Annotated in this window: 16 protein-coding genes; 8 read left to right on the forward strand and 8 right to left on the reverse strand. The window is 68.3% G+C overall.

All coding sequences use genetic code 11. From position 1 onward, the window contains the following. Positions 1-19 precede the first annotated feature (19 nt). Together AB0M24_RS07180 and folE are read left to right on the forward strand one after the other, a co-directional pair. Complete coding sequence (locus AB0M24_RS07180; RefSeq protein ID WP_363762090.1) at positions 20-400, forward strand: DoxX family membrane protein; 381 nt, start codon at positions 20-22, stop codon at positions 398-400. Continuing rightward, positions 397-945: a GTP cyclohydrolase I FolE gene (gene folE, locus AB0M24_RS07185; RefSeq protein WP_363762092.1), complete on the forward strand. Its 549-nt coding sequence runs from the start codon at positions 397-399 to the stop codon at positions 943-945. Before AB0M24_RS07180 ends, folE begins: the two co-directional genes overlap by 4 nt. On the opposite strand, the gene lgt is transcribed toward folE, so the two are convergent. Continuing rightward, complete coding sequence (gene lgt, locus AB0M24_RS07190) at positions 926-1,756, reverse strand: prolipoprotein diacylglyceryl transferase (protein ID WP_363762094.1); 831 nt, start codon at positions 1,754-1,756, stop codon at positions 926-928. The two genes, folE and lgt, sit on opposite strands and share 20 nt — an antisense overlap. A gap of 30 nt (positions 1,757-1,786) precedes the next feature. Between lgt and AB0M24_RS07195 the strand changes: the two genes are divergently transcribed. Next, positions 1,787-2,350, forward strand: coding sequence for a hypothetical protein (locus AB0M24_RS07195; protein WP_363762096.1), 564 nt, complete (start codon positions 1,787-1,789; stop codon positions 2,348-2,350). Here the strand turns inward: AB0M24_RS07195 and AB0M24_RS07200 are convergent. Then, the gene (locus AB0M24_RS07200) at positions 2,329-2,901 is read right to left on the reverse strand and encodes an EF-hand domain-containing protein (RefSeq protein WP_363763030.1); all 573 of its coding nucleotides are present in this window, start codon (positions 2,899-2,901) and stop codon (positions 2,329-2,331) included. The genes AB0M24_RS07195 and AB0M24_RS07200 overlap by 22 nt on opposite strands. A gap of 86 nt (positions 2,902-2,987) precedes the next feature. Between AB0M24_RS07200 and AB0M24_RS07205 the strand changes: the two genes are divergently transcribed. Together AB0M24_RS07205 and AB0M24_RS07210 are read left to right on the forward strand one after the other, a co-directional pair. Next, positions 2,988-3,542 carry an RICIN domain-containing protein gene (locus AB0M24_RS07205; RefSeq protein WP_363762098.1) on the forward strand — a complete coding sequence of 185 codons (555 nt, stop codon included), beginning with the start codon at positions 2,988-2,990 and terminating at the stop codon, positions 3,540-3,542. 52 nt (positions 3,543-3,594) lie between these two features. Further along, the gene (locus AB0M24_RS07210; protein ID WP_363762100.1) at positions 3,595-6,336 is read left to right on the forward strand and encodes a BTAD domain-containing putative transcriptional regulator; all 2,742 of its coding nucleotides are present in this window, start codon (positions 3,595-3,597) and stop codon (positions 6,334-6,336) included. Here the strand turns inward: AB0M24_RS07210 and AB0M24_RS07215 are convergent. Next, positions 6,276-8,822, reverse strand: a complete 2,547-nt coding sequence (locus tag AB0M24_RS07215) for an AAA family ATPase (protein ID WP_363762102.1) — start codon at positions 8,820-8,822, stop codon at positions 6,276-6,278. The two genes, AB0M24_RS07210 and AB0M24_RS07215, sit on opposite strands and share 61 nt — an antisense overlap. Positions 8,823-9,103: 281 nt before the next feature. On the opposite strand from AB0M24_RS07215, the gene AB0M24_RS07220 reads away from it, so the two are divergent. Continuing rightward, a complete protein-coding gene (locus AB0M24_RS07220) occupies positions 9,104-11,725 on the forward strand; it encodes a LuxR C-terminal-related transcriptional regulator (protein WP_363762104.1) in 2,622 nt (873 codons plus the stop codon). Here AB0M24_RS07220 and AB0M24_RS07225 read toward each other — a convergent pair. The 3 genes from AB0M24_RS07225 to AB0M24_RS07235 form a co-directional block, all read right to left on the reverse strand. Continuing rightward, the gene (locus AB0M24_RS07225; protein ID WP_363762106.1) at positions 11,679-12,032 is read right to left on the reverse strand and encodes a lipopolysaccharide assembly protein LapA domain-containing protein; all 354 of its coding nucleotides are present in this window, start codon (positions 12,030-12,032) and stop codon (positions 11,679-11,681) included. The genes AB0M24_RS07220 and AB0M24_RS07225 overlap by 47 nt on opposite strands. 40 nt (positions 12,033-12,072) lie before the next feature. Further along, a complete protein-coding gene (locus AB0M24_RS07230; protein WP_363762108.1) occupies positions 12,073-12,426 on the reverse strand; it encodes a DUF742 domain-containing protein in 354 nt (117 codons plus the stop codon). Positions 12,427-12,642: 216 nt separating this feature from the next. After that, positions 12,643-13,566, reverse strand: coding sequence for an anti-sigma factor RsbA family regulatory protein (locus AB0M24_RS07235; protein ID WP_363762110.1), 924 nt, complete (start codon positions 13,564-13,566; stop codon positions 12,643-12,645). Positions 13,567-13,667: 101 nt separating this feature from the next. Between AB0M24_RS07235 and AB0M24_RS07240 the strand changes: the two genes are divergently transcribed. Both AB0M24_RS07240 and AB0M24_RS07245 read left to right on the forward strand, forming a co-directional pair. Then, positions 13,668-14,489 (forward strand): MerR family transcriptional regulator, encoded by an 822-nt coding sequence (locus AB0M24_RS07240; RefSeq protein ID WP_363762112.1) that lies wholly within the window; start codon positions 13,668-13,670, stop codon positions 14,487-14,489. A 348-nt stretch (positions 14,490-14,837) separates the two neighbouring features. Further along, a complete protein-coding gene (locus AB0M24_RS07245; protein WP_363762114.1) occupies positions 14,838-15,968 on the forward strand; it encodes a DUF222 domain-containing protein in 1,131 nt (376 codons plus the stop codon). A gap of 2 nt (positions 15,969-15,970) precedes the next feature. Here AB0M24_RS07245 and AB0M24_RS07250 read toward each other — a convergent pair whose 3' ends face one another. Next, a complete protein-coding gene (locus tag AB0M24_RS07250; RefSeq protein ID WP_363762116.1) occupies positions 15,971-16,603 on the reverse strand; it encodes a GTP pyrophosphokinase family protein in 633 nt (210 codons plus the stop codon). Positions 16,604-16,619: 16 nt separating this feature from the next. Then, the gene (locus AB0M24_RS07255) at positions 16,620-18,557 is read right to left on the reverse strand and encodes a DUF4231 domain-containing protein (RefSeq protein WP_363762118.1); all 1,938 of its coding nucleotides are present in this window, start codon (positions 18,555-18,557) and stop codon (positions 16,620-16,622) included. Between the last annotated feature and the right edge of the window lie 23 nt (positions 18,558-18,580).

Consider the following 18,580-nt stretch of genomic DNA (forward strand, 5'->3'; position numbering starts at 1 on the left):
GTCGTTAGAAGGAGGAGTCATGGCAGTCCTGACGCGCACGGACCCGTCGACGCAGGCGTTCGTGCTGTTGCGGACGGTGTTCACGGTGGCGCCGATCCTGTTCGGGCTGGACAAGTTCTTCAACCTGCTCGTCGACTGGCCCGTCTACCTCGCGCCGTGGATCGACTCGATCGTGCCTGGCACGCCGCAGACCGCGATGTACGTCGTCGGCGTGGTCGAGATCGTGGCCGGCGTACTCGTGGCGTTGCGGCCGAAGTGGGGCGGGCTCGTCGTCGCCGCGTGGCTGCTCGGGATCATCGTCAACCTGGTGACCGGTCCCGGCTACTACGACATCGCGTTGCGCGACTTCGGTTTGCTGGTCGGTGCGCTGGCGTTGTCCCGGCTCGCGGTGCGCGCGTGATCGACGCCGAGGGGGCGCGGCAGGCGGTGGCCGACCTGCTGAAGGCGCTGGGCAGGGATCCGTACTCGCCCCACCTGGCCGACACACCGCGCCGCGTCGCCGAGGCGTACTCCGAGCTGCTGACGCCGAGGTCGTTCAACCTCACGACGTTTTCGAACGACGAGGGCTACGACGAACTGGTGCTCGCGCGCGGGATTCCCGTGCAGTCGTTGTGCGAGCACCACATGCTGCCGTTCCACGGGGTCGCGCACGTCGGTTACCTGCCGGGCGAACGGATTCTGGGCCTGTCGAAGCTCGCACGGGTCGTGGAGATGTTCGCGCGGGACCTTCAGGTGCAGGAACGGCTCACCAAGCAGGTCGCCGACTGGTTGCAGGAACACCTGCGGCCCAAGGGAGTCGGCGTGGTGATCGAGGCCGAGCACCTGTGCATGACGCTGAGAGGCGTGCGGGCCAACGGATCCCGCACCGTCACGTCGGCGCTGCAGGGTGTGCTGCGGAACGATCCCGCCTCACGTCAGGAGTTCTTCACGCTCGTACACGCCTGAGCAGGAGGACCAGTGCCGTGACGCCCACGATCAGCGAGGTCCAGATGTTCAACCGCAGCCCCAGAACGTGGTTCGCCGCGTCGGTTCGCAGCGCCTCGATCCACAGCCGGCCCGCGGTGTAGAGCGCCACGTAGAGCCAGAAGGCGCGGCCGTTGCCGAGCCGGAAGCGGCGCTCCGCCCAGATCACCGCGGCCGCCACCGCGAAGTCCCACAGCAGTTCGTAGAGGAAGGCGGGGTGAAAGGTGCCCAGGACGACCGCCGTGCCGTCCTGGCCGAGCACGGCACGGCCCGCCGTCTGGTCCCACTCGTGGATCACCAGTCCCCACGGCAGGTCGGTGGGACCGCCGTAGACCTCGTTGTTGAACCAGTTGCCGAGCCGGCCGATGCCTTGCGCCAGCGCGATTCCCGGCGCTGCCGCGTCCGCCATCGCGGCCAGCCGGATGCCCGCGCGGCGCGCACCGATCCAGGCACCGAGCGCGCCCAGCGCGATGGCACCCCAGACACCCATGCCGCCTTTCCAGATGTACAGGGCCTCCACGGGATTGCCGCCGGGGCCGAAGTACGGCTGCCACGAGGTGATCACGTGGTACAGCCGGGCGCCGACGATGCCGAACGGCACTCCCCAGTACGCGATCTGCTGCACCGCACCGGGTTGGCCGCCGCGCTGGGCCCATCGGCGTTCGGTGAGCCAGATCGCGACGAGGATGCCGGCGATGATGCAGAGCGCATAGGCGCGCAATGGAATCGGCCCGAGATGCCACACCCCTTGCGTGGGGCTCGGAATGGCGGCGTGCAGTTCCCCCAGGACCATCGCGCCAGGCTAGTCGCTAGCCTGCGTGGCATGGGGACGATTCACGTTGGAGCCACTCTCACGCCGCACTTCCGCGAGTTCCTGCCCGCGTGGGTCCAGGAACAACCCTGGTACGACGGGTCAGGTGCGTTGCGCCCCACCGGGTTCTTCCGGTTCGAGGATCCGGCGGGCCAGGTCGGCGTGGAGACGCACCTGCTCCAGGACGGCAACGAGGTGTGGCAGGTACCGCTGACCTATCGCCCCGAGCCACTCGTCCACGGCGAACTGGTGAAAGAAGCCGTGCACAGCGTGCTGGGTACGCGGTGGATCTACGACGCCGTGACGGACCCGGTGTGGATCGCCGCGATCCTCGACCTCGTCGCCACCGAAAGCATCTCGGATTCGGCTGCTCGCACGGGTTTCGGGCCGGCGCAGGCACGCGGCACGCTGATCGGCCCGGCTCTGCGCACACCAGTGATCGATCTTGACCGGCGGATTGTGCAGGACGGTCCGCCGGACGACGCGATCGGCGTGGTCACCGGCTCGTGGCACCAGGACGGCGTGCGACGAACCGGCAGGCTCGCCGTGATCCGTCAGACGGGGCCGAACACGTAGGTACCGGCGGCAGAAGCGTCGTCACCGGCCCAGAACTCCAGCCACAGCTGGGCGAACTCCGAGCGCGACAGCCTGCCGTCGCCGTCGAAGTCCAGCGCGGCGAAGTCGGTGACGCCGTCGTGGCCCAGCCAGGCGGCGATCATCGTGTCGTACTCGGTGGAGGAGATGTAGTCGTCGCGGTTCTCGTCGACGGCGGCGAACATCGCGTCGGCGGTCTCGGTGACGGCTTCCGGCGTCTTCGGGAGCGCGTCCACGATGCTCAGCACGTTGTCGATGGTCACCTCGTCGGTGCCCGCGATGGCCTGCAGGGTCGCCCACCAGCCCATCATCACCCCGGACAGCAGCTCCTGGTCACCGCCGCGCAACGACACCCACCGGTCGGTGAGCGCGCGGAAGTCGCTCTCGGTCAGGTAACCGTCCCCGTTGGCGTCCATTGCTCCGAACACCACTGTCACCTTGCGTCGTTGCAGGTCACTGGCCATGCGCAGCACGATAGGCCGAACGTTGCAACGGAAACTATCGGCCGAACGGGTCCAAACCGGCCTGACCAGGTGACTCAAGAGCTGCCAACGACCCGCCAAGCAGCGAGCCGCGAGGCTCGGCGCGTCTGCACAGGACTCGTTTCTTGGAGGGATGGATGAGCACCTGGTTGCGCAAGGCGCTGACGCTCGCGGTGGTCGCGACGTCGGCGCTGTTCCTCGTACCGACCGCCGCGGTCGCCGTGGAACAGCAACAACCGGCGGTACAGGGCATCAATCCGGGCACGTACCAGAACCTGATCAACAACTACCACCGCAAGTGTCTCGCGGTGAACTCGGCGGACAACCGCAACGGCAAGCCGGTGATCCACTACGACTGCTACGCGGAGTACACCGACCAGTACTGGAGCTTCGAGCCGATCGACGCCGCGCCGGGGTACTACCGGCTGCGCAACCAGAACACCGGCCGGTGTCTCGCGGCGCCGAACCCGGCCAACGGCGCGAAGCTCGTGCAGTACGACTGCGTTGACGGCTGGTACGACCAGTGGTGGCTGCCGGAGCTGATGCCGGACAACGTCCACTACCGGCTGCGCAACTACAAGAGCAACCGGTGTCTCGCGGTGCCGTCCAACAAGGGCGGCAACGGCGAGACCGCCGTGAACTACAACTGCATCCTCGGCTACAACGACCAGTGGTGGCAGATCTGGCCGTGACTTTCTTCCCGTGCCCCGGTAAGCATTTGCTGGGGCACGGGGAGGAAACCAGATGGCGGTGCTGTTCCGTCTGCTCGGTGATGTCCAGGCGCACGTCCACGGCCGGCCGCTCGCGATCGGCTACGCACAACTCCGTGCTGTGCTTGCGGTTCTGCTGGTCGAGGCGAACCAGGTGGTGTCGGTCGACCAACTGGTGGATCGGGTGTGGAGCGAACGCCGCCTGCCGCGCAAGCCGCGTGCCGCCGTTCAGCACAGCATCACCATGCTGCGCAACGCTTTGGCGCCCGCGGCGGTGACGATCACGCGCAGGTCGACCGGGTATCGGCTCGCCGTCGAGTCGGAAACCGTTGATCTGCACCGGTTTCGGCGGCTCGTGGAGGACGGGCGTGCGGCCGAGGACGACGACGAGGCGGCCGCTCTGCTGGAGGAGGCGCTGAAGTTGTGGGAAGGAGAACCCTTCGCCGGACTGGCCACCTCCTGGCTGGAGTCGTTGCGCGCCACGCTGGTCGGCCATCGGCACGCGGCCCGGCTGGAGCTCGTCGACGTGCAACTGCGCCTGGGCCTGCACGCCGCACTGCTGCCCGACCTCACGACGTGGGCGGCGGAGAACCCGCTCGACGAACGACTTGCGGGCCAGCTCATGCTCGCGCTGTACCAGAGCGGACGCCCGGCGGACGCGCTCGACCAGTACCAGCGGATGCGCACCCGGCTGGCGGACGAGCTCGGCACGGATCCCGGTCCGCCGTTGCGACGTCTGCACGAACAGATCCTGGCGACCGACCCAGCGCTGACGGCTCCCAACGCCCGAAGCAGACCGGTTGTCCCACAACAACTTCCTGCTCAGCCGCGCCGGTTCACGGGCAGGAGCCGCGAGCTGGCGGTCCTGGACGAGGAAGGCTCCGCGGTGATCACGGGGCTCGGCGGGATGGGCAAGACCTGGCTCGCGTCGCAGTGGGCGCACGAGCACCTCGACCGGTTCCCCGACGGCCAGCTCTACGTCAACCTGCGCGGCTTCGACCCGAGTGGGCACCCGATGCCCGTCACGACGGCGATCCGCGGCTTCCTCGACGCGCTCGGCGTCACCGCGGTCCCCGCAGACGTGGACGCCCAGGCCGGGCTCTACCGGAGTCTGGTGGCGGGCAAGCGCATGCTCGTCTTCCTGGACAACGCGGCCGACACCGCACAGGTCGTACCGCTGTTGCCCGGCAGCCCGACGTGCCGGGTGCTGGTCACCAGTCGGCGGCACCTCAGCGGTTTGGTGGCAGCACACGGCATGCGGGCCTTGACCCTGGACCGGTTGACCGACGACGAAGCACACCGGCTGCTGGCCGCGTACCTGGGCGAGGATCCCCAAGCGAAGGAACTCCTGGCCTGCTGCGCGGGTCTGCCACTGGCGATCGGCATCGTGGCCGCCCGCGCCCTCGCGAACCCGGACTTCCCCTTGTCCGTGCTGGCGGACGAACTGCGCGAGCAAAGCGCGCTCGACACGCTGGACGCGGGCGAGGACCTGGTGAGCCTGCGGTCCGTGTTCTCGTGGTCCTACAACGCTTTGTCCGCGAAAGCCGCGGCACTGTTCGGCGAGCTCAGCCTCGCGCCCGGCCCGGACATCGGCCTGCCCGCCGCCACCAGCCTCACCGCGTCGGCCTCGGTCCGCACGTGCCTGAGGGAACTCGAACAGGCGAACCTCATCGGCCAGCACGCTCCTGGCCGATACCGGATGCACGACCTGGTTCGGCTGTACGCGCGGGAACACGGCCAGGACGCGGAAGCGTTGCGCCGCGTGATGGACTTCTACCTGCACACCGCCTACGCCGCCGACCGTGCGCTGGCCCCGTTGCGGGATCAGATCGACGTCGGAGCGCCCGCCGAAGGGGTCGTCCCGCTGGAGTTCGAGGACGGGACAGCGGCGGCGGCATGGCTGACCACCGAGCTGCCGAACCTCCTCGCCGCGCAGAAACTGGCCGCGGAGCACGACTGGCACACCCACGTCTGGCAGCTGGCCTGGTCGTTGGACACGTTCCACCGAAGACGGGGCAGTCACGACGGTGTCGTCGTGTGGCGGGCCGCGGTGGCCGCCGCGGACCGCACGAGCGACAGGGCCGCTCAGGCGTTGGCGAGGAGACGTCTCGGCAACGACTGCGGGGGACTGGGACTGCTCGACGAGGCACTGCGCAACCTCCGCGCCGCTCTCACGATCTGCGAGGAGACGGGTGATCTCCGCGGTCAGGCCCACTGCCACCACATCCTCGCCAGCGTGTGGCAGGGCAGCGGGGACTACGAACGGGCGTTGCAGCACTCCGTCCCCGCTCTCCAGCTGTTCCACGAGCTCGGCCTGCCCGTCCAGGAGTCGTGGGCACACGGTCAGGTGGGCTGGGACCAGGCCCAGCTGGGGATGTACGAGCAGGCACGCGCGCACTGCGAGACCGCGCTGACGCTGGCCCGAGGGCATCGCGACCGCGAGGTGGAAGCAGACGCGCTCGACAGCCTCGGCTACATCGCACACCACACCGGCGACCTGATCGGGGCGCTCGAGCACTACCGGCAGGCGCTCGGCCTGTTCCGCGCCATCGGGCACGACTACCTCGAGGCGAACCTCCTCGAGCGCATCGGCCACGCGCATCACGCCCGCGGATACCACGATCTGGCGCGAGCGTCCTGGTACCAGGCCCTTGAGCTGTTCCGGGTTCAGCACCGCGCCGGGGACGTCGCCGATGTCCGGCGACTCCTGGGTGATCAGTCGACGTCGAGCACTTCCGCGAGCTGCAACCTGCCCGAGACACCCAACTTGCGGTAGGTGCCGTTCAGAAGTCCTTCCACGGCGTCCGCGGGCATCAGCAACGCCGAGGCGATCTCCTCGTTGGACTGACCCCGTGCCGCCAAAGCCGCCACCTGGTGCTCGGTCGGGGTGAGCGCGGTCGGCCCGGTCTGCCGCATCCGCCGTGGTCCGGACCCGGTCGCGACCAGCTCGGAGTACGCCCGTGCGGCCATCGCCGAAGAACCGCACTTCTGCGCCAGATCCAACGCGTCACGCAGACATGCGCGCGCACCGGACGTATCGCCCTGACGTCGTGACACCACACCGAGATCGACCAACGCGCGCGCGAGTTCCAGACGGGCGGGGGAGCCGCGCAGCACCCGCACGGCCTCTTCGAGCAACGTCCGTCCGGGCGCGCCTGCGGTCACTCGGCCTTCCGCGCGCAACGCCATGCCCAACGCGCGCGGAGCACCCCACACCCGTGCGAGCTCTACTTCTTCGTGGGCGAAGTTGCGCGCGCGTTCGCCATCGCCCATCGCCGCGCAGGCCAGCGCGGCACCGGAACGCCAAGAGAGAGCAGCGGGGTTGCGGTACGGCCAGCCCTCGCAGTGACGTCCGGCGGCCAGGAACGCTTCCAACGCCTCGTGGTCGTCGCCGCGCGCGGTGAGCATGCGTCCGCGCACGGTCAGCAGTCCGCCGAACGACCACACACGCCGAGCTTCGTCCGTCGAGGCCTCGGAAATCAGCTCGTCGGCTTCGTCCAGGCGGCTCTCTTCGAGCAGGATGTCGGCGAGCAGCGCGGCGTGCCACGTCGACACCGCGAGCCAGCGCCGGTCCTGCCGCAGGTGGTCACCGGCCAGCGTGAGGTCGGCGCGGGCGGAGACGAGATCTCCCTTGCGGCGCTGGACGTTCGCGCGCATCACGTACGTCAGCGCCCGCAACGCCGGTGCTTGCGCGCGGTCCACGTCGTCGAGCACGGTCAGCGCGGAGTCCAGGGCATCGGCCAGGTTCAGGATCATCGCGGACGTCAGAGCCGACATCGTGGTGGCGGTCGACACCAGCGGCACGGCCTCGGCGGCGCTGATGTCACCCACCATCACGTGGTGCAGCACCCCGGCGGGAGTGTCCAACGAAACCGACGCGGGAACGGCTTCCTGCCAAGCCAGTCCGTGCACGGCGAGATGCGCCTCAGCCCGCGGAGAACCGCCCGAAAGCACCGCCGTCAGCTCAGCGGCCTTCCCTTCGGCGTGCAGGGCGTACGACAACGCGACGGCCGACTCGGCATCGTCCTCATCGGACTGAAAAGCCTCGCGCAACCGAGCCGTGGCACCGGGAAGGTTGCCCACGAGCTCGGCGACACCTAGTAGGCGCAGTGCTCGCGACGGGTTCGCCACCGGTTCGCGCAACGCCCGCCACAACAACCGAGCGGCACCCGAGGTGTCCCCGCGGTTCACGGCTTCCTGCGCGGCCCGGTCCAGCACCTCACCGGCCCACGGCTCCAACCCCGGCGAGGTCTCCAGCAGGTGTTCGGCCACAACGCGGTCCGACGCGCCGTGCGTGCGCAACGCGCGTGCGGCCCGGAGATGCAAAGCAGCCCGCGCGGGCGCGGGCATGTCGTCGAGAACCGCAGGCCCGGCCACGCCGAGCAACTCGACTGTTCGCACCGCCTCGGCCAACTCGACCGGACTGAGCCGCGACAGTTCGGCCAGCACGTCGGGATGCGGCGACGGCCCGAGCACGGCCAGAGCATGTGCGGCAGCAACGACAGCAGCGGGTCGACGCCGCAGCCGAGCGGCCATGACCTCACCGGACACCTCCGCGCCACGTTGCGCGACCCGCCAGCAAGCCTCGGCGGTCGGCGGCACCCCGTCCTCCGCCAGCGCTTTCACCAGCCGGGTCACGGTCAGCGGGTTGCCGCCCGTCGCGTCGAGACAGGCAGCGACGAACTCGGGCGCCGGCGTCGGCGAGATCAACGCAGCGATGTCGTCCAGAGACAGGTTGTCCAACGTGACGCGGTGGCACGCGGCGAGAATCTCGCCATAAGAAGGGTCGTCACACCGCTCACCGACACCCACGGCGAGCACGAGCGCGATCGGCAGCCGTTGGAGGCGCAGAGCCAGGTAGGCGAGCCAGCGCAGTGACGCGGCATCAGCCCAATGCGCGTCGTCCACCACCACGAGCAGCCCGTCGGTCCCGGCGAGTGCCGCCGCCAGCCGGTAGACGCCGTGCAGCACGCCGAAATCAGCCGTCACCGCCGTCAGCCGCAGCGCCCCGAGAGCCTCGTCAGGAACGAGCGAGGGATCGACCAGATCGAAGAGCTGGGCGACGATCCCGAACGGCAGATCGCTTTCCAACGCACTTCCGCGCGCGCGAACGACATGCCTGCCCGACGCTTCCCAGCGCGCGGCCAGGTCGTCGAGCGCCGCCGTTTTGCCCGTACCGGGCGCGCCTTCCACGACGGTCGTCGTGCCGGGCGTCACCTGGTCGCTGATTCCGGCACACCACACTTTCAGCCGGTTTTCCAAGATCTCTCCACAATCCGTGGGTGAATGGATCAGCGGAATTGATGCTAGGAGAAACAGCTCCACTTGCCCAGGTAAAGGTTCTTACGCTATGGGCGTCTCAACAGGGTTGTTGCCCGTATGATCCGCCGGGCAACTACTCGAATGAGTAGCGGCAGCCGGTGGGCGACCTCACATGGTCATCCGGACGGCCTAGGGGTGCTGCCTCAGGGCTGGTCGGCAGGTGGGTCGTTGTGGTAAAGCAGCGCTTGTTCTCCGCCGCCGCGGAGCGAAAGGAAAAATGGGTGTCGGGGAATCGGGACGGGGTGTTCCGCGGCCGTGAGGGAGAACGAGAGCTCCTGAACGGCGTGCTGGACGCGGGCACCGGAGTGGTGTTGGTCGACGGCGCGGCGGGAACCGGGAAGACCCGGTTGCTGGCCGAAGTCGCCGCACTCGCCGCACGCCGCGGTTTCGAAGTCGCGACCGCCGCGGACGAGCTGGATCAACCATTCCTGCTGGCGCGTCTGGCGGAACGGGAACCGCAAGGGCCGACGCTCGTCGTGCTCGACGATCTCCACCTGGCAGAGCCGGGAACCCTGGCCGCATTACGCGCACTACTACCCGCCTCCTCTCATGAAAAGGTCGTCTGGCTGCTCGCCCGCCGGGCCGGCGAGGGTGCGGACCGCCTGTTCGCCGCTGCCGCCGCACGTGGTGCCGTGCGCGTCGAGCTTCGACCGTTGACGGACAACGTGATCGCCGAGCTGGTCGGTGATCTCGCCGGTGGAATTCCTGATCATGATCTTCGGGCGTTGGCGTCGACCGCGCAAGGCAATCCGGCGGCATTAATTGGTCTTTTCACCGCCCTTCGCGAAGACGGTCAGGTCGAGATCCGCGCCGAGCACGCGTCGTTGCGCGGTGATCGTGCGCCGCGGCGGACCGAGGCGTTGCTGCGCGAGCGCGTGAGTTCGTTGAGCGGCAAAGCAAGGCACCTGCTGCAGGTCGCCTCGGTGCTCGGGCCTCGCTTCGAACCCGGTGACGTGGCGGAGATGCTGGCGTCGAGCACCGCGATTCTGCTGCCGGCGCTGGACGAGGTCATCAGCGCGGGTGTCGTGACGTCGCTGGAGGATCGGCTGGCGTTCCGGCACGAGCTGGTCTGGCGGCTGGTCGCCGACTCCGTGCCGCCACCCGTGCGGCGCGCGCTGCACCGCGAAGCCGGCGAAATGCTTCTGGGGCGCGGGGATTCCGCGGTCACGGCCGCCCAGCACCTCCTGCACGGCGCGCAACGCGGTGACGTGCGGTCGATCGACGGTCTGGTCGCGGCGGCGATCGCCGTGCTGTGGAGCGCTCCGGACGCCGCCGCCGAACTGGCGGTGCGGGCGTTGGAGCTCACCGACCAGGCATCCGGTTCGCTGGTGCACCGGACCGTCGTGGCGGTGCGCGCGTTGATAGCGGCCGGGAAGCTCACTGCGGCGCAAGCACTCGCGCAGGACGCCTTGTCCCGTCAGGTTTCCCCGGAACCGGCGGCGAAACTGCGGCACTGCGTGGCGACGACGACGTTGCTGGGCGCGCAGCACGCCGAGTCGGTCGAGATCACCGAGGTGCTGCTGGCCGAACCGGACCTGCTGCCGGAACTCGTGCCGTGGGTGGAGATCACCCGGATGATGGCGCTGCTCGGCCATGATCGCCGACGGGCGGAGGAGCTCGCCGAAGCGGTCGTGCGCACGCACACCGGTTCGCCGGACGACGTGCTGGCGACGGCGTTGGCGGTGCTGGCCGCGATCGCGCGCGACTCAGGAGAACCGGGCGCGGCACTGGAACTGGCCCGCGAGGCAGCTCAATCCGTTACGTCGCACGACCTTTGCGCGTATCCGCAGCTGCTGCTGGCGACGATCTTCTCCGGCCTGCGGGAGTTCTCGGACGCCGACGGCGTGGTGCGCAGGGCTCGCAGCGGGCCGTCGTCGGTCGTGACCAAGGAACTGATGGTCGCGGTCGTGCAGGCGCGAATCCTGTTGCAGGCCGGGCGAATCGAGGAAGCGTCGGTCGAGGCGCGCAACGCGTTGTCGGTGGCCGAGGAGACCGGGCACGCCGCGCTGGTCGCGCCCGCGCTGGCAGTGCTCGCGATGGTCGCGATCCACACCGGTGATCTTCCGGCGGCGATCGAGCACGTCGAGCGCTACCGCGACCGGGTGCCGGTCGACGGGATCATCTTCTCGCGCGCCTACTACCAGTGGGCCGACGTTCTCGTGTCGTACGTTGCTCACGGCCTGGACAAGTCGCTGGGACTGCTGACCGACGAGTATCCGGGGCTGGTGACGTCCGGGCTGTTCGCCGAGGAACCGCGTGCGGCCGGCTGGTTCGTGCGCCGCGCCCTGGAAGCGGGGGACGAGCGGCTCGCCAAGGCCGTGGTCGACCGGGTGGAACGGCTCGAGGAGGAGAACCCCGAGTTCCGCGCGGTGGCGGCGGCCGCGTTGCACGCACGAGGGTTGTTCGACCGCGACGCCTCGTTGCTGGAACTGGCCTCGCAGCAGCACCGCGACCTGTGGGCACGGGCGAACGCGGCGGAGGACCTCGGCGTGCTGACGTCGGCAACGGATCGTTCGGCGTCGGTGAAAGCTCTGGAGAACGCGCTCGGGCTCTACCGCGAGATCGGCGCGTCCCGCGACAGCGCACGGGTGCTGGGACGGCTGCGCAAGCTCGGCCGACGACGGCGCGCGGCTCCGGTGCGTCCTGCGTCCGGATGGTCCAGTTTGGACGACACCGAACGGGCGATCGCGAACCTGGTGGCCAAGGGGCAGACGAACCGGCAGATCTCCACGCAGCTGTTCATGTCGCCGCACACGGTGAACTTCCACCTGCGCAAGATCTTCCGGAAACTGGGGATCAGCTCTCGGGTCGAACTGGTGATGCGCTCTCGGGACGACCAGTGATCCGTTTCGCCTGACGCCGCAGCTGCAGGATCCGGGCCGCGCCGACGATCGCGACCAGCAACGCGCCACCGATCGCGCTGAACAGCAGCGCGACGCCGAGCGGCAGGCTCGCCTGGCCCCACAGGAAGTTGATGGTCGCGTTGTCGCCGTTCTGCAGGATGAACACCAGCAGGAAGATCAGCACGACGATGGCGATCAGGACGGCGATCCACGTGCCGCTGATCCGGGTGGGCCGCAGCTTCGTCGGTGCGGCCTCGACCTTCGGGATCTCGATCTTCGGCGTCTCGTCGTTCTCCACGGTCGTCATTATCGGCGACCTGCGATGATCCCGCGCGCTGGCAAAAGGGTTACAACCGGCGCAAACCGGCCAGCACGCGTTCGAGCAGCGCCATGTTCGGCTTGTCGCCCGGCTCGTGCACGGCGACCAGGTTCAGCGTGATCAGGTCGCTCAGCAGCACGCGCGTGACGCCGAGCGGGATCTTCATCAGCGCGGAGATCTCGGCGACCGAGCGCGGCTGCAGGCACAGCCGCATCATCGCCGCCTGGTCGTTGTTCGCGCGGTACAGGCTGGCCTCGTCCGTGGAGAGCAGCGTTTCCAGACGCAGGTCGTGGCGGGCGGCGGTACGGCCGCCGGTGCGGGCGTACGGGCGTACGAGAGCGCTGTCCCGCGCTGGGACAGGAGGTGGTTCCTCTTCCTGCATCGGCCACTCCGGTGGCGGTTCCGGCGGGCGTTGGCGCAACGGTTGCTGACGGGGCAGTTGTTGCGTCTCGGCACCGTTCACATCGTGTGTTCGGTCTTCACGCAGTCGTCTACGGGTCGCCGGGGACCCGAAACGCGCCCCCGTGTAACCGATTTCCGTCGCTTCCTCGTCGTGCACGTGCCCAAGCTATAACGAGATCGGCCAAATGTATGTCGATCACGTTGCCTTTTTGTTCCCCAGATCGAATCTGACCTGGATTGCAGTGCCGGACGACGTCGTTTGGGTGCGCACGAGGTCCGCCAAACGGTTCACCAGCAACAGACCGCGACCGCCTGGATCGTTTGCGTGAACAGGGGTGCGTCCAGCCAGAACATCGGTGATGTGTCCGTTGTCGTTGACTTGGCAAACAATACTTTCACTTTCGGTCCAGACGCGGACCGTGCTCTCGCCGCCGCCGTGCCGCACGCTGTTGGTCGCGAGCTCGGTGACCGCGAGCGCGAAGTCCTCGACGCGATCGGAGGTCAGACCGTGTCTGATGGCCTGCTCACGGGCGAAAGCCCTGACCGCGGCCATCGCGCCGGCGCCGACGGAGGTGCTGACGGCATCGGCCGGTGTGGACAGTGGCAGCGAGTGCGCGGCGACGACCACCCGTGCGGGGTGGAAGTGGTCGCTCGGACGGTGGCCGCTCGCGTCGATCACGACAGGGTGGGTCTTCTCGGCGTCGGCCAGGACGTCGTGGCTCAGCCCGGTGATGTCGTACGGGCAGAGAATGCTGAGGTCACGGCCGCTGAAGGCGTAGTTGACCAACGCCTCGTGCAGCGCGCACGCGGGGTATTCGACGTCGGTGCGGCGGTTCCACACCGGTTCGCTGATGATCCGCACGGCCCCGCGGTAGCGGTCGGCGAACGCGCGGAGCTCGGGGATGATCCGGCCGGGGTTGCGGCCGGTCTCCGTCATGTCGACGAACGTCACGAGGTGCGCGAACCCGCTCAGCGCTTCCTGCAGGAGGGTGAGGTTCGCGCTGGGGACCGCGATGGCCACCGGCTCGGCGTTCGCGAGGCCTTCGACGACGAACGGGACCGTCCCGTCGATGTAGGAGTCCTCATCGGAGTAGAACAACGCGGGATGCGCGAACGTCATGTGCCACCTCTCGTCAACGCCCCAGGATGCGCACCCGGCGCGTTGCTCAAACCATCATTTCTTGACCCTCACACCGTGTCAGCCCCTACACAGGAGCAGTCATGTTCACCATCGGAGACTTCGCCCATCTGGGGCGCGTGTCGGTGCGGATGCTGCGCCATTACGACGCGGTCGGGCTGCTCTTGCCGGCCCACGTGGACCCGTCGTCCGGCTACCGCTTCTACACCGCCGCACAGCTCCAGCGGCTCAACCGGCTCATCGCTCTGAAAGACCTGGGGTTGACGCTGGACCAGGTCCGCGTGGTGCTCGACGAGAAGCTTTCCGTCGAGCAGCTGCACGGAATGCTTTCGTTGCGGCGCGCGGAGCTGCGACAGCAGATTCTTGCGGACGAGTCGCGGTTGCGCCGGGTCGAGGCACGTCTCCGCGCCATTGAAAGGGAAGGCGCAATGCCTACGGATGACGTTGTTGTGAAGCCTGTTCCTTCTGTCCGTGTCGCCCGGTTGACCGCCATGGCCGCTTCGTACGGGCCGGAGGACATCAGTCCGGTCATCCAGCCCCTGTACCCGGAGCTGATGGCGCGTCTCGAACGCGCTTCGGTGCCGATCACCGGGTACGGGATCGCGACCTACTCGCCGGCTGAGGGTGACTCGGTCCGGGTCGAGGCCGGGGTGACGGTGTCGGTGTCGCCGTCTGATGCCTATGACTTCGAGGTCGTGGATCTGCCGGCGTTGGAGGCCGCTGCGACCGTCATCCACCGGGGGCCTATGGACGACGTGGATGCCACGTACCAGGCGGTGGCGGCGTGGATCGAGGCGCACGGGTACCGGCAGAACGGGTTCGCTCGGGAGGTGTACCTGAACTACGGCGACGGCGATCCCGCGGACTGGCTGACCGAGCTGCAGCTGGAGATCACCAAGCCGTAACGGGATGGGCTCCTGAACCGGCTCCAATGTGGACGGACGCGGGACCTTGTGGTTGCGTCGGGTGGGTTGGTTCCGGTTCAGGGCGCGCCTTCGGCGAGCCAGCACATGCCCTCCTTCGTCGGGCGTGTGCTGGACCGGATTTCTGTGGTCCGGTTGCTTGGGTGGTTGCGGGGCGTGGTCTATTTGCGTGCGATTTCTACCGGTTGCGTAGGTGGTTGCTAGTGGTTGCGTTGCGTCTAGAGAGAACGACGCGTACGGCGCATATGGTTGGGGTCTGACCTGCAGGTTCACTGGTTTGGGTGACGCCTTTTGGTCTTTTTGAGAAATGATCTCGAATAGAATTGGGGCATGGAAGCAGTCGAGGTCATCGATGCTCTCAACTATCATGAGAAACAGGTCGCCTATCATCAGGCGCAGATCCTTCACGTGCTCGCTGATCATGCGATCGCGTGTGAGGGGGTCGAGTTCTTCGAGGCTGAGATCGCGGCCGCGATGCGCTGGACGTCGCGGTGGACCAGCGATCAGATCATCATGGCGCTGGAGATGGTCACGAAGCTGCCGCTGACGGTGGACGCCCTGGAGAAGGGCGAGATCGACTTCTACAAGGCGCGGGTGCTGCACGACAAAACCGTTGCCCTGTCAGCGGATCACGCGGCCGAGGTCGAAGCGCGGGTGCTGGTGAAGGCGCCGAACCAGACGGGCGCGCAGATGCGGCAGCTCACCAATCGTGTCGTGATGCGGGTGGATCCGGTGGGGCACAAGGAGCGGGCGGAGCGGCGCAAGGCTGAGCGGTGCACCGGGATCGACAAGCTGGAGGACGACATGGCGCGCTTGTTCGCGTTCCTTCCGGCTGATCTGGCGCACAAGTGTTTCGAGCGTGTGGACACCATCGCCCGCGCCGTCCGCAACCCGAAGGACCCGCGCACCCTCGACCAGATCCGCGCGGACGTGGTGGCCGATCTGATCCTCTCCACTCGCGATGGCGCGAGTGCGGTGAAGACCGAGGTGTACGTGACGATCTCGGCGGCGACGTTGATGGGCTTGTCGGAACAGCCCGGCGAACTTGCTGGTTACGGCCCGATCTCCGCCGACCTGGCCCGTGAACTGGCGGCTGACGCTACGTGGCGCCGCCTGCTGACGGATCCGGTTTCGGGTGAGCCGTTGGAGTTCGGGACCAGCACCTACCGGCCACCGGCGGCGCTGCGCAGGTTCATCTGGACGCGGGACCGGACCTGTCGCTTCCCTGGCTGCATGCGGCCCTCGCACGAGTCGGACCTGGACCACACGATCCCGTTCCCGAAGGGTCCGACCTCGGAGGCCAACCTGGGCGCGTTCTGCCGCTACCACCACCGCGTGAAACACCGCTCCACCTGGGAAGTAGCCCAACGGAAGCCCGGAAGGTTCACCTTCGTCAGCCCCGCCGGGAAGACCTACGTCCGCGAGCCGGAACCGGTGCTCGGCGACCTGCCACCGTTCTGACGCTAGTGGTCGTCCTGGTGGATCCGGCGGTGCAACGACTCCATCCGCTCGTCCAGCTGAGCCGCGATCATCGCCGAGGACATCAACTCGTCCACGAAATCCGCGGGCGGACTGTCGAAGTACTTGTAGAACAGCTTGTGCTCCAACGTCGCCCAGAAGTCCATGGCGATCGTCCGCAGCTGCACCTCGACCTTCACGTGCTCCACCCGGTCCGACAGGAACACCGGAATCCGCACGATCAGGTGCAGGCTGCGGTACCCGTTGGGCTTGGGTGCCGCGATGTAGTCCTTGGTGCGCAGGATCTCCACGTCGTGCTGCCGCGCCAGCATCGCCGAGACGCGGTACACGTCCGACACGAACGGGCAGATGACGCGCACGCCCGCGATGTCGTCGAGCACCTCGCCGATCGAGTCGACGTCGAGCGGCAGGCCCTTGCGGCGGAGCTTGTCGAGGATGCCCTCCGGCTTCTTGACGCGGTTGGTGATGTGCTCGATCGGGTCGTGCCGGTGAACCGAGTCGAACTCCTCGCTGAGGATGCGGAGCTTCGTCATGAGCTCCTCGATCGCGAACTTGTAGACGAGCAGGCTCCGTTCGAGGTCGCGAAGGAGCGAGAGGTCGTCGGCCAAGTCGGTCACAACACCAGGGTACTGATCACGCTGACTGCTTTCCCGTGAGCTGTGCCAACCAGTCGTCGTTCTGGCGCGCGATGACCTGCTCACAGCCCGTCACGAAGGTGTCCTCCAGGGCAGGATCGGCGAGCTCGGGCAGGGTGCGGACGAGTTCTTCGAGGTCGTGGACGGTGCGGCGGAAGCGGACGATCAGGCGGTCGTAGCCGGTCTGCGCGATGTGGGCGGTGACGGCACCGGCGATCGTGGTGAGCAGACCCGCCCACACCGCGAGCTGGTAGCCCTGCACGGCACCGACCGCGGCCAGCGCGGCCGCCATGCCCTGGAAGACGTACTCGGCCGTGCGCAGCTGCCGGAGGTTGCGCCCCAGACGGCGAGCGGTGGCGCGGTGGTAGGAGATCTGGTCGCGCACGCGGTTGTCCACATAGGAGCGGATGTCGTAGATCAACGGGGTCTCGGACGCCACCTCGTGCATCGGCTCGCTGCCCTCGATGCGTTCGACAGCGGACTTCAGCAACGCCACGGCTCTTCGGTCGCGGTAGGGCGAGGCGCCCGCGAGGTACTTGGCCACCTCGGCCTTCACCTGCTCGGCGATGATCCGCGATCGGGTCCACTGCGCGCGCTCCGCGGGCTCCTTCACCGCGCGGAACCAGATGCCGAGCATGACGAGCGCGGCGGTCAGGACAGCGACGCCGATGCTCACGGCCGGTGGCCACGACGTCGTGAACTGCGCGGCCACCACGGTGAGCACGGCACTGCCAGCCAGAGTGCCGAGAACTCCCAGACGATAGGAGCTCGCCCGGCGCTTGTAGTGGTTGGCGGAACGGGACCACGCCTCGTGCTTGCCCCACATCCGGTGGGCCAGGCGTTCGTCGACGGGCGGTCGTGCGGAGCGCTGAGGAGCTTCCGAGACTTCGTGACGCACCAAGGCCACACCCTGCTCGGCCAGCCAGCGACGGCTGATCGCGCCGTCGAAGCCCGTGTAGCCCTTGGCGCGCTGGGCCTGCACGAACGTCGCCACGAACGGATCGGGCGCGTTCACGCGGTCCTCGATCCACACGCAGATCTGGTCGTGCCACGCCTCGCCGTCGATCTGCGCGGCCAGCTCGGCGAACTGCACGAGCCGGTGCGGCAACGGCGCGTCGCCGTGCACCAGGTCAGGGGCGGGCCAGCTCACGTCAGGTGACACCGCAGGCTCCTCGATGATCACGGTCGGCGTGTCGTCGAACTCGGGAACCCGAGCCGAGTCGACGTTCCGGAGTGCAGCCAGAAGATCCTCGGCACGCGCGGTCGCCCAGTCGCCGGGACGCGCCGGTTCGCGCACGTCGATCCGCTGGTGCTCGCCTTCTGCGGCCTGCACGGGCCGGGCGCGCAGGAACGTCACCCGCGGCAGGTTGGGAAGGGCATCGCCCTGCTCGTAGGTCGAGAAGGTCCACTCCCGGTCGTGCACCAGGGCGCGCAACGCCCACATCACCGGCAGCTCGAGACCTTCCGGCACGCCGATGACGCTGTACGTGCTGGAGGGTCTGGACACGACGCGCGCGAGGATCGGCAGGAGCAACGGGTCGTCCAGCGGCATCGGCTGCCCGGTGAACTCCGCCGGGTCGACCTCGTGCAGCTCGTTGCTGCGCGGCCGGTCGTCGAGCCACCCGCCCCAGCCCGTCATGGCCGGGACCAGCCGGGCGATCGTGCGACGGTCGCTGACCAGGGCGTGCGCGACGTTGCGGCCGACGTCACCGGGACGAGCCGAACGGCGCAGCAACGCCGCGGTGCCGTCCGGGAACGACAGGTGGCTGAACGAGATGCCCGGCGTGACCCCGAGCTCGCCCAGCAACCGGCTGTGCGGGCGCAGCTTCTCGTTCCAGCCGTCCCACGCGTCGACGTCGTGGGTGGGGAAGGAGGCGGCGACCAGGTCCATGCCCTTGCTGTCGCTGACGGCGAACAGCAACTGCTGCACGCTCACACGCCCACCTCCGCCGCTTCCGG

The sequence above is a fragment of the Lentzea sp. NPDC051838 genome (assembly GCF_040681245.1).
Taxonomy (GTDB): Bacteria; Actinomycetota; Actinomycetes; order Mycobacteriales; family Pseudonocardiaceae; genus Lentzea.

Bases quoted from the DNA above. Each gene is read 5' to 3' on its own strand.
- AB0M24_RS07180 (WP_363762090.1), top strand. From the start codon at position 20: ATGGCAGTCCTGACGCGCACGGACCCGTCGACGCAGGCGTTCGTGCTG.
- lgt (WP_363762094.1), bottom strand. From the start codon at position 1,756: ATGGTCCTGGGGGAACTGCACGCCGCCATTCCGAGCCCCACGCAAGGG.
- AB0M24_RS07195 (WP_363762096.1), top strand. From the start codon at position 1,787: ATGGGGACGATTCACGTTGGAGCCACTCTCACGCCGCACTTCCGCGAG.
- AB0M24_RS07205 (WP_363762098.1), top strand. From the start codon at position 2,988: ATGAGCACCTGGTTGCGCAAGGCGCTGACGCTCGCGGTGGTCGCGACG.
- AB0M24_RS07210 (WP_363762100.1), top strand. From the start codon at position 3,595: ATGGCGGTGCTGTTCCGTCTGCTCGGTGATGTCCAGGCGCACGTCCAC.
- AB0M24_RS07225 (WP_363762106.1), bottom strand. From the start codon at position 12,032: ATGACGACCGTGGAGAACGACGAGACGCCGAAGATCGAGATCCCGAAG.
- AB0M24_RS07230 (WP_363762108.1), bottom strand. From the start codon at position 12,426: ATGCAGGAAGAGGAACCACCTCCTGTCCCAGCGCGGGACAGCGCTCTC.
- AB0M24_RS07235 (WP_363762110.1), bottom strand. From the start codon at position 13,566: ATGACGTTCGCGCATCCCGCGTTGTTCTACTCCGATGAGGACTCCTAC.
- AB0M24_RS07240 (WP_363762112.1), top strand. From the start codon at position 13,668: ATGTTCACCATCGGAGACTTCGCCCATCTGGGGCGCGTGTCGGTGCGG.
- AB0M24_RS07245 (WP_363762114.1), top strand. From the start codon at position 14,838: ATGGAAGCAGTCGAGGTCATCGATGCTCTCAACTATCATGAGAAACAG.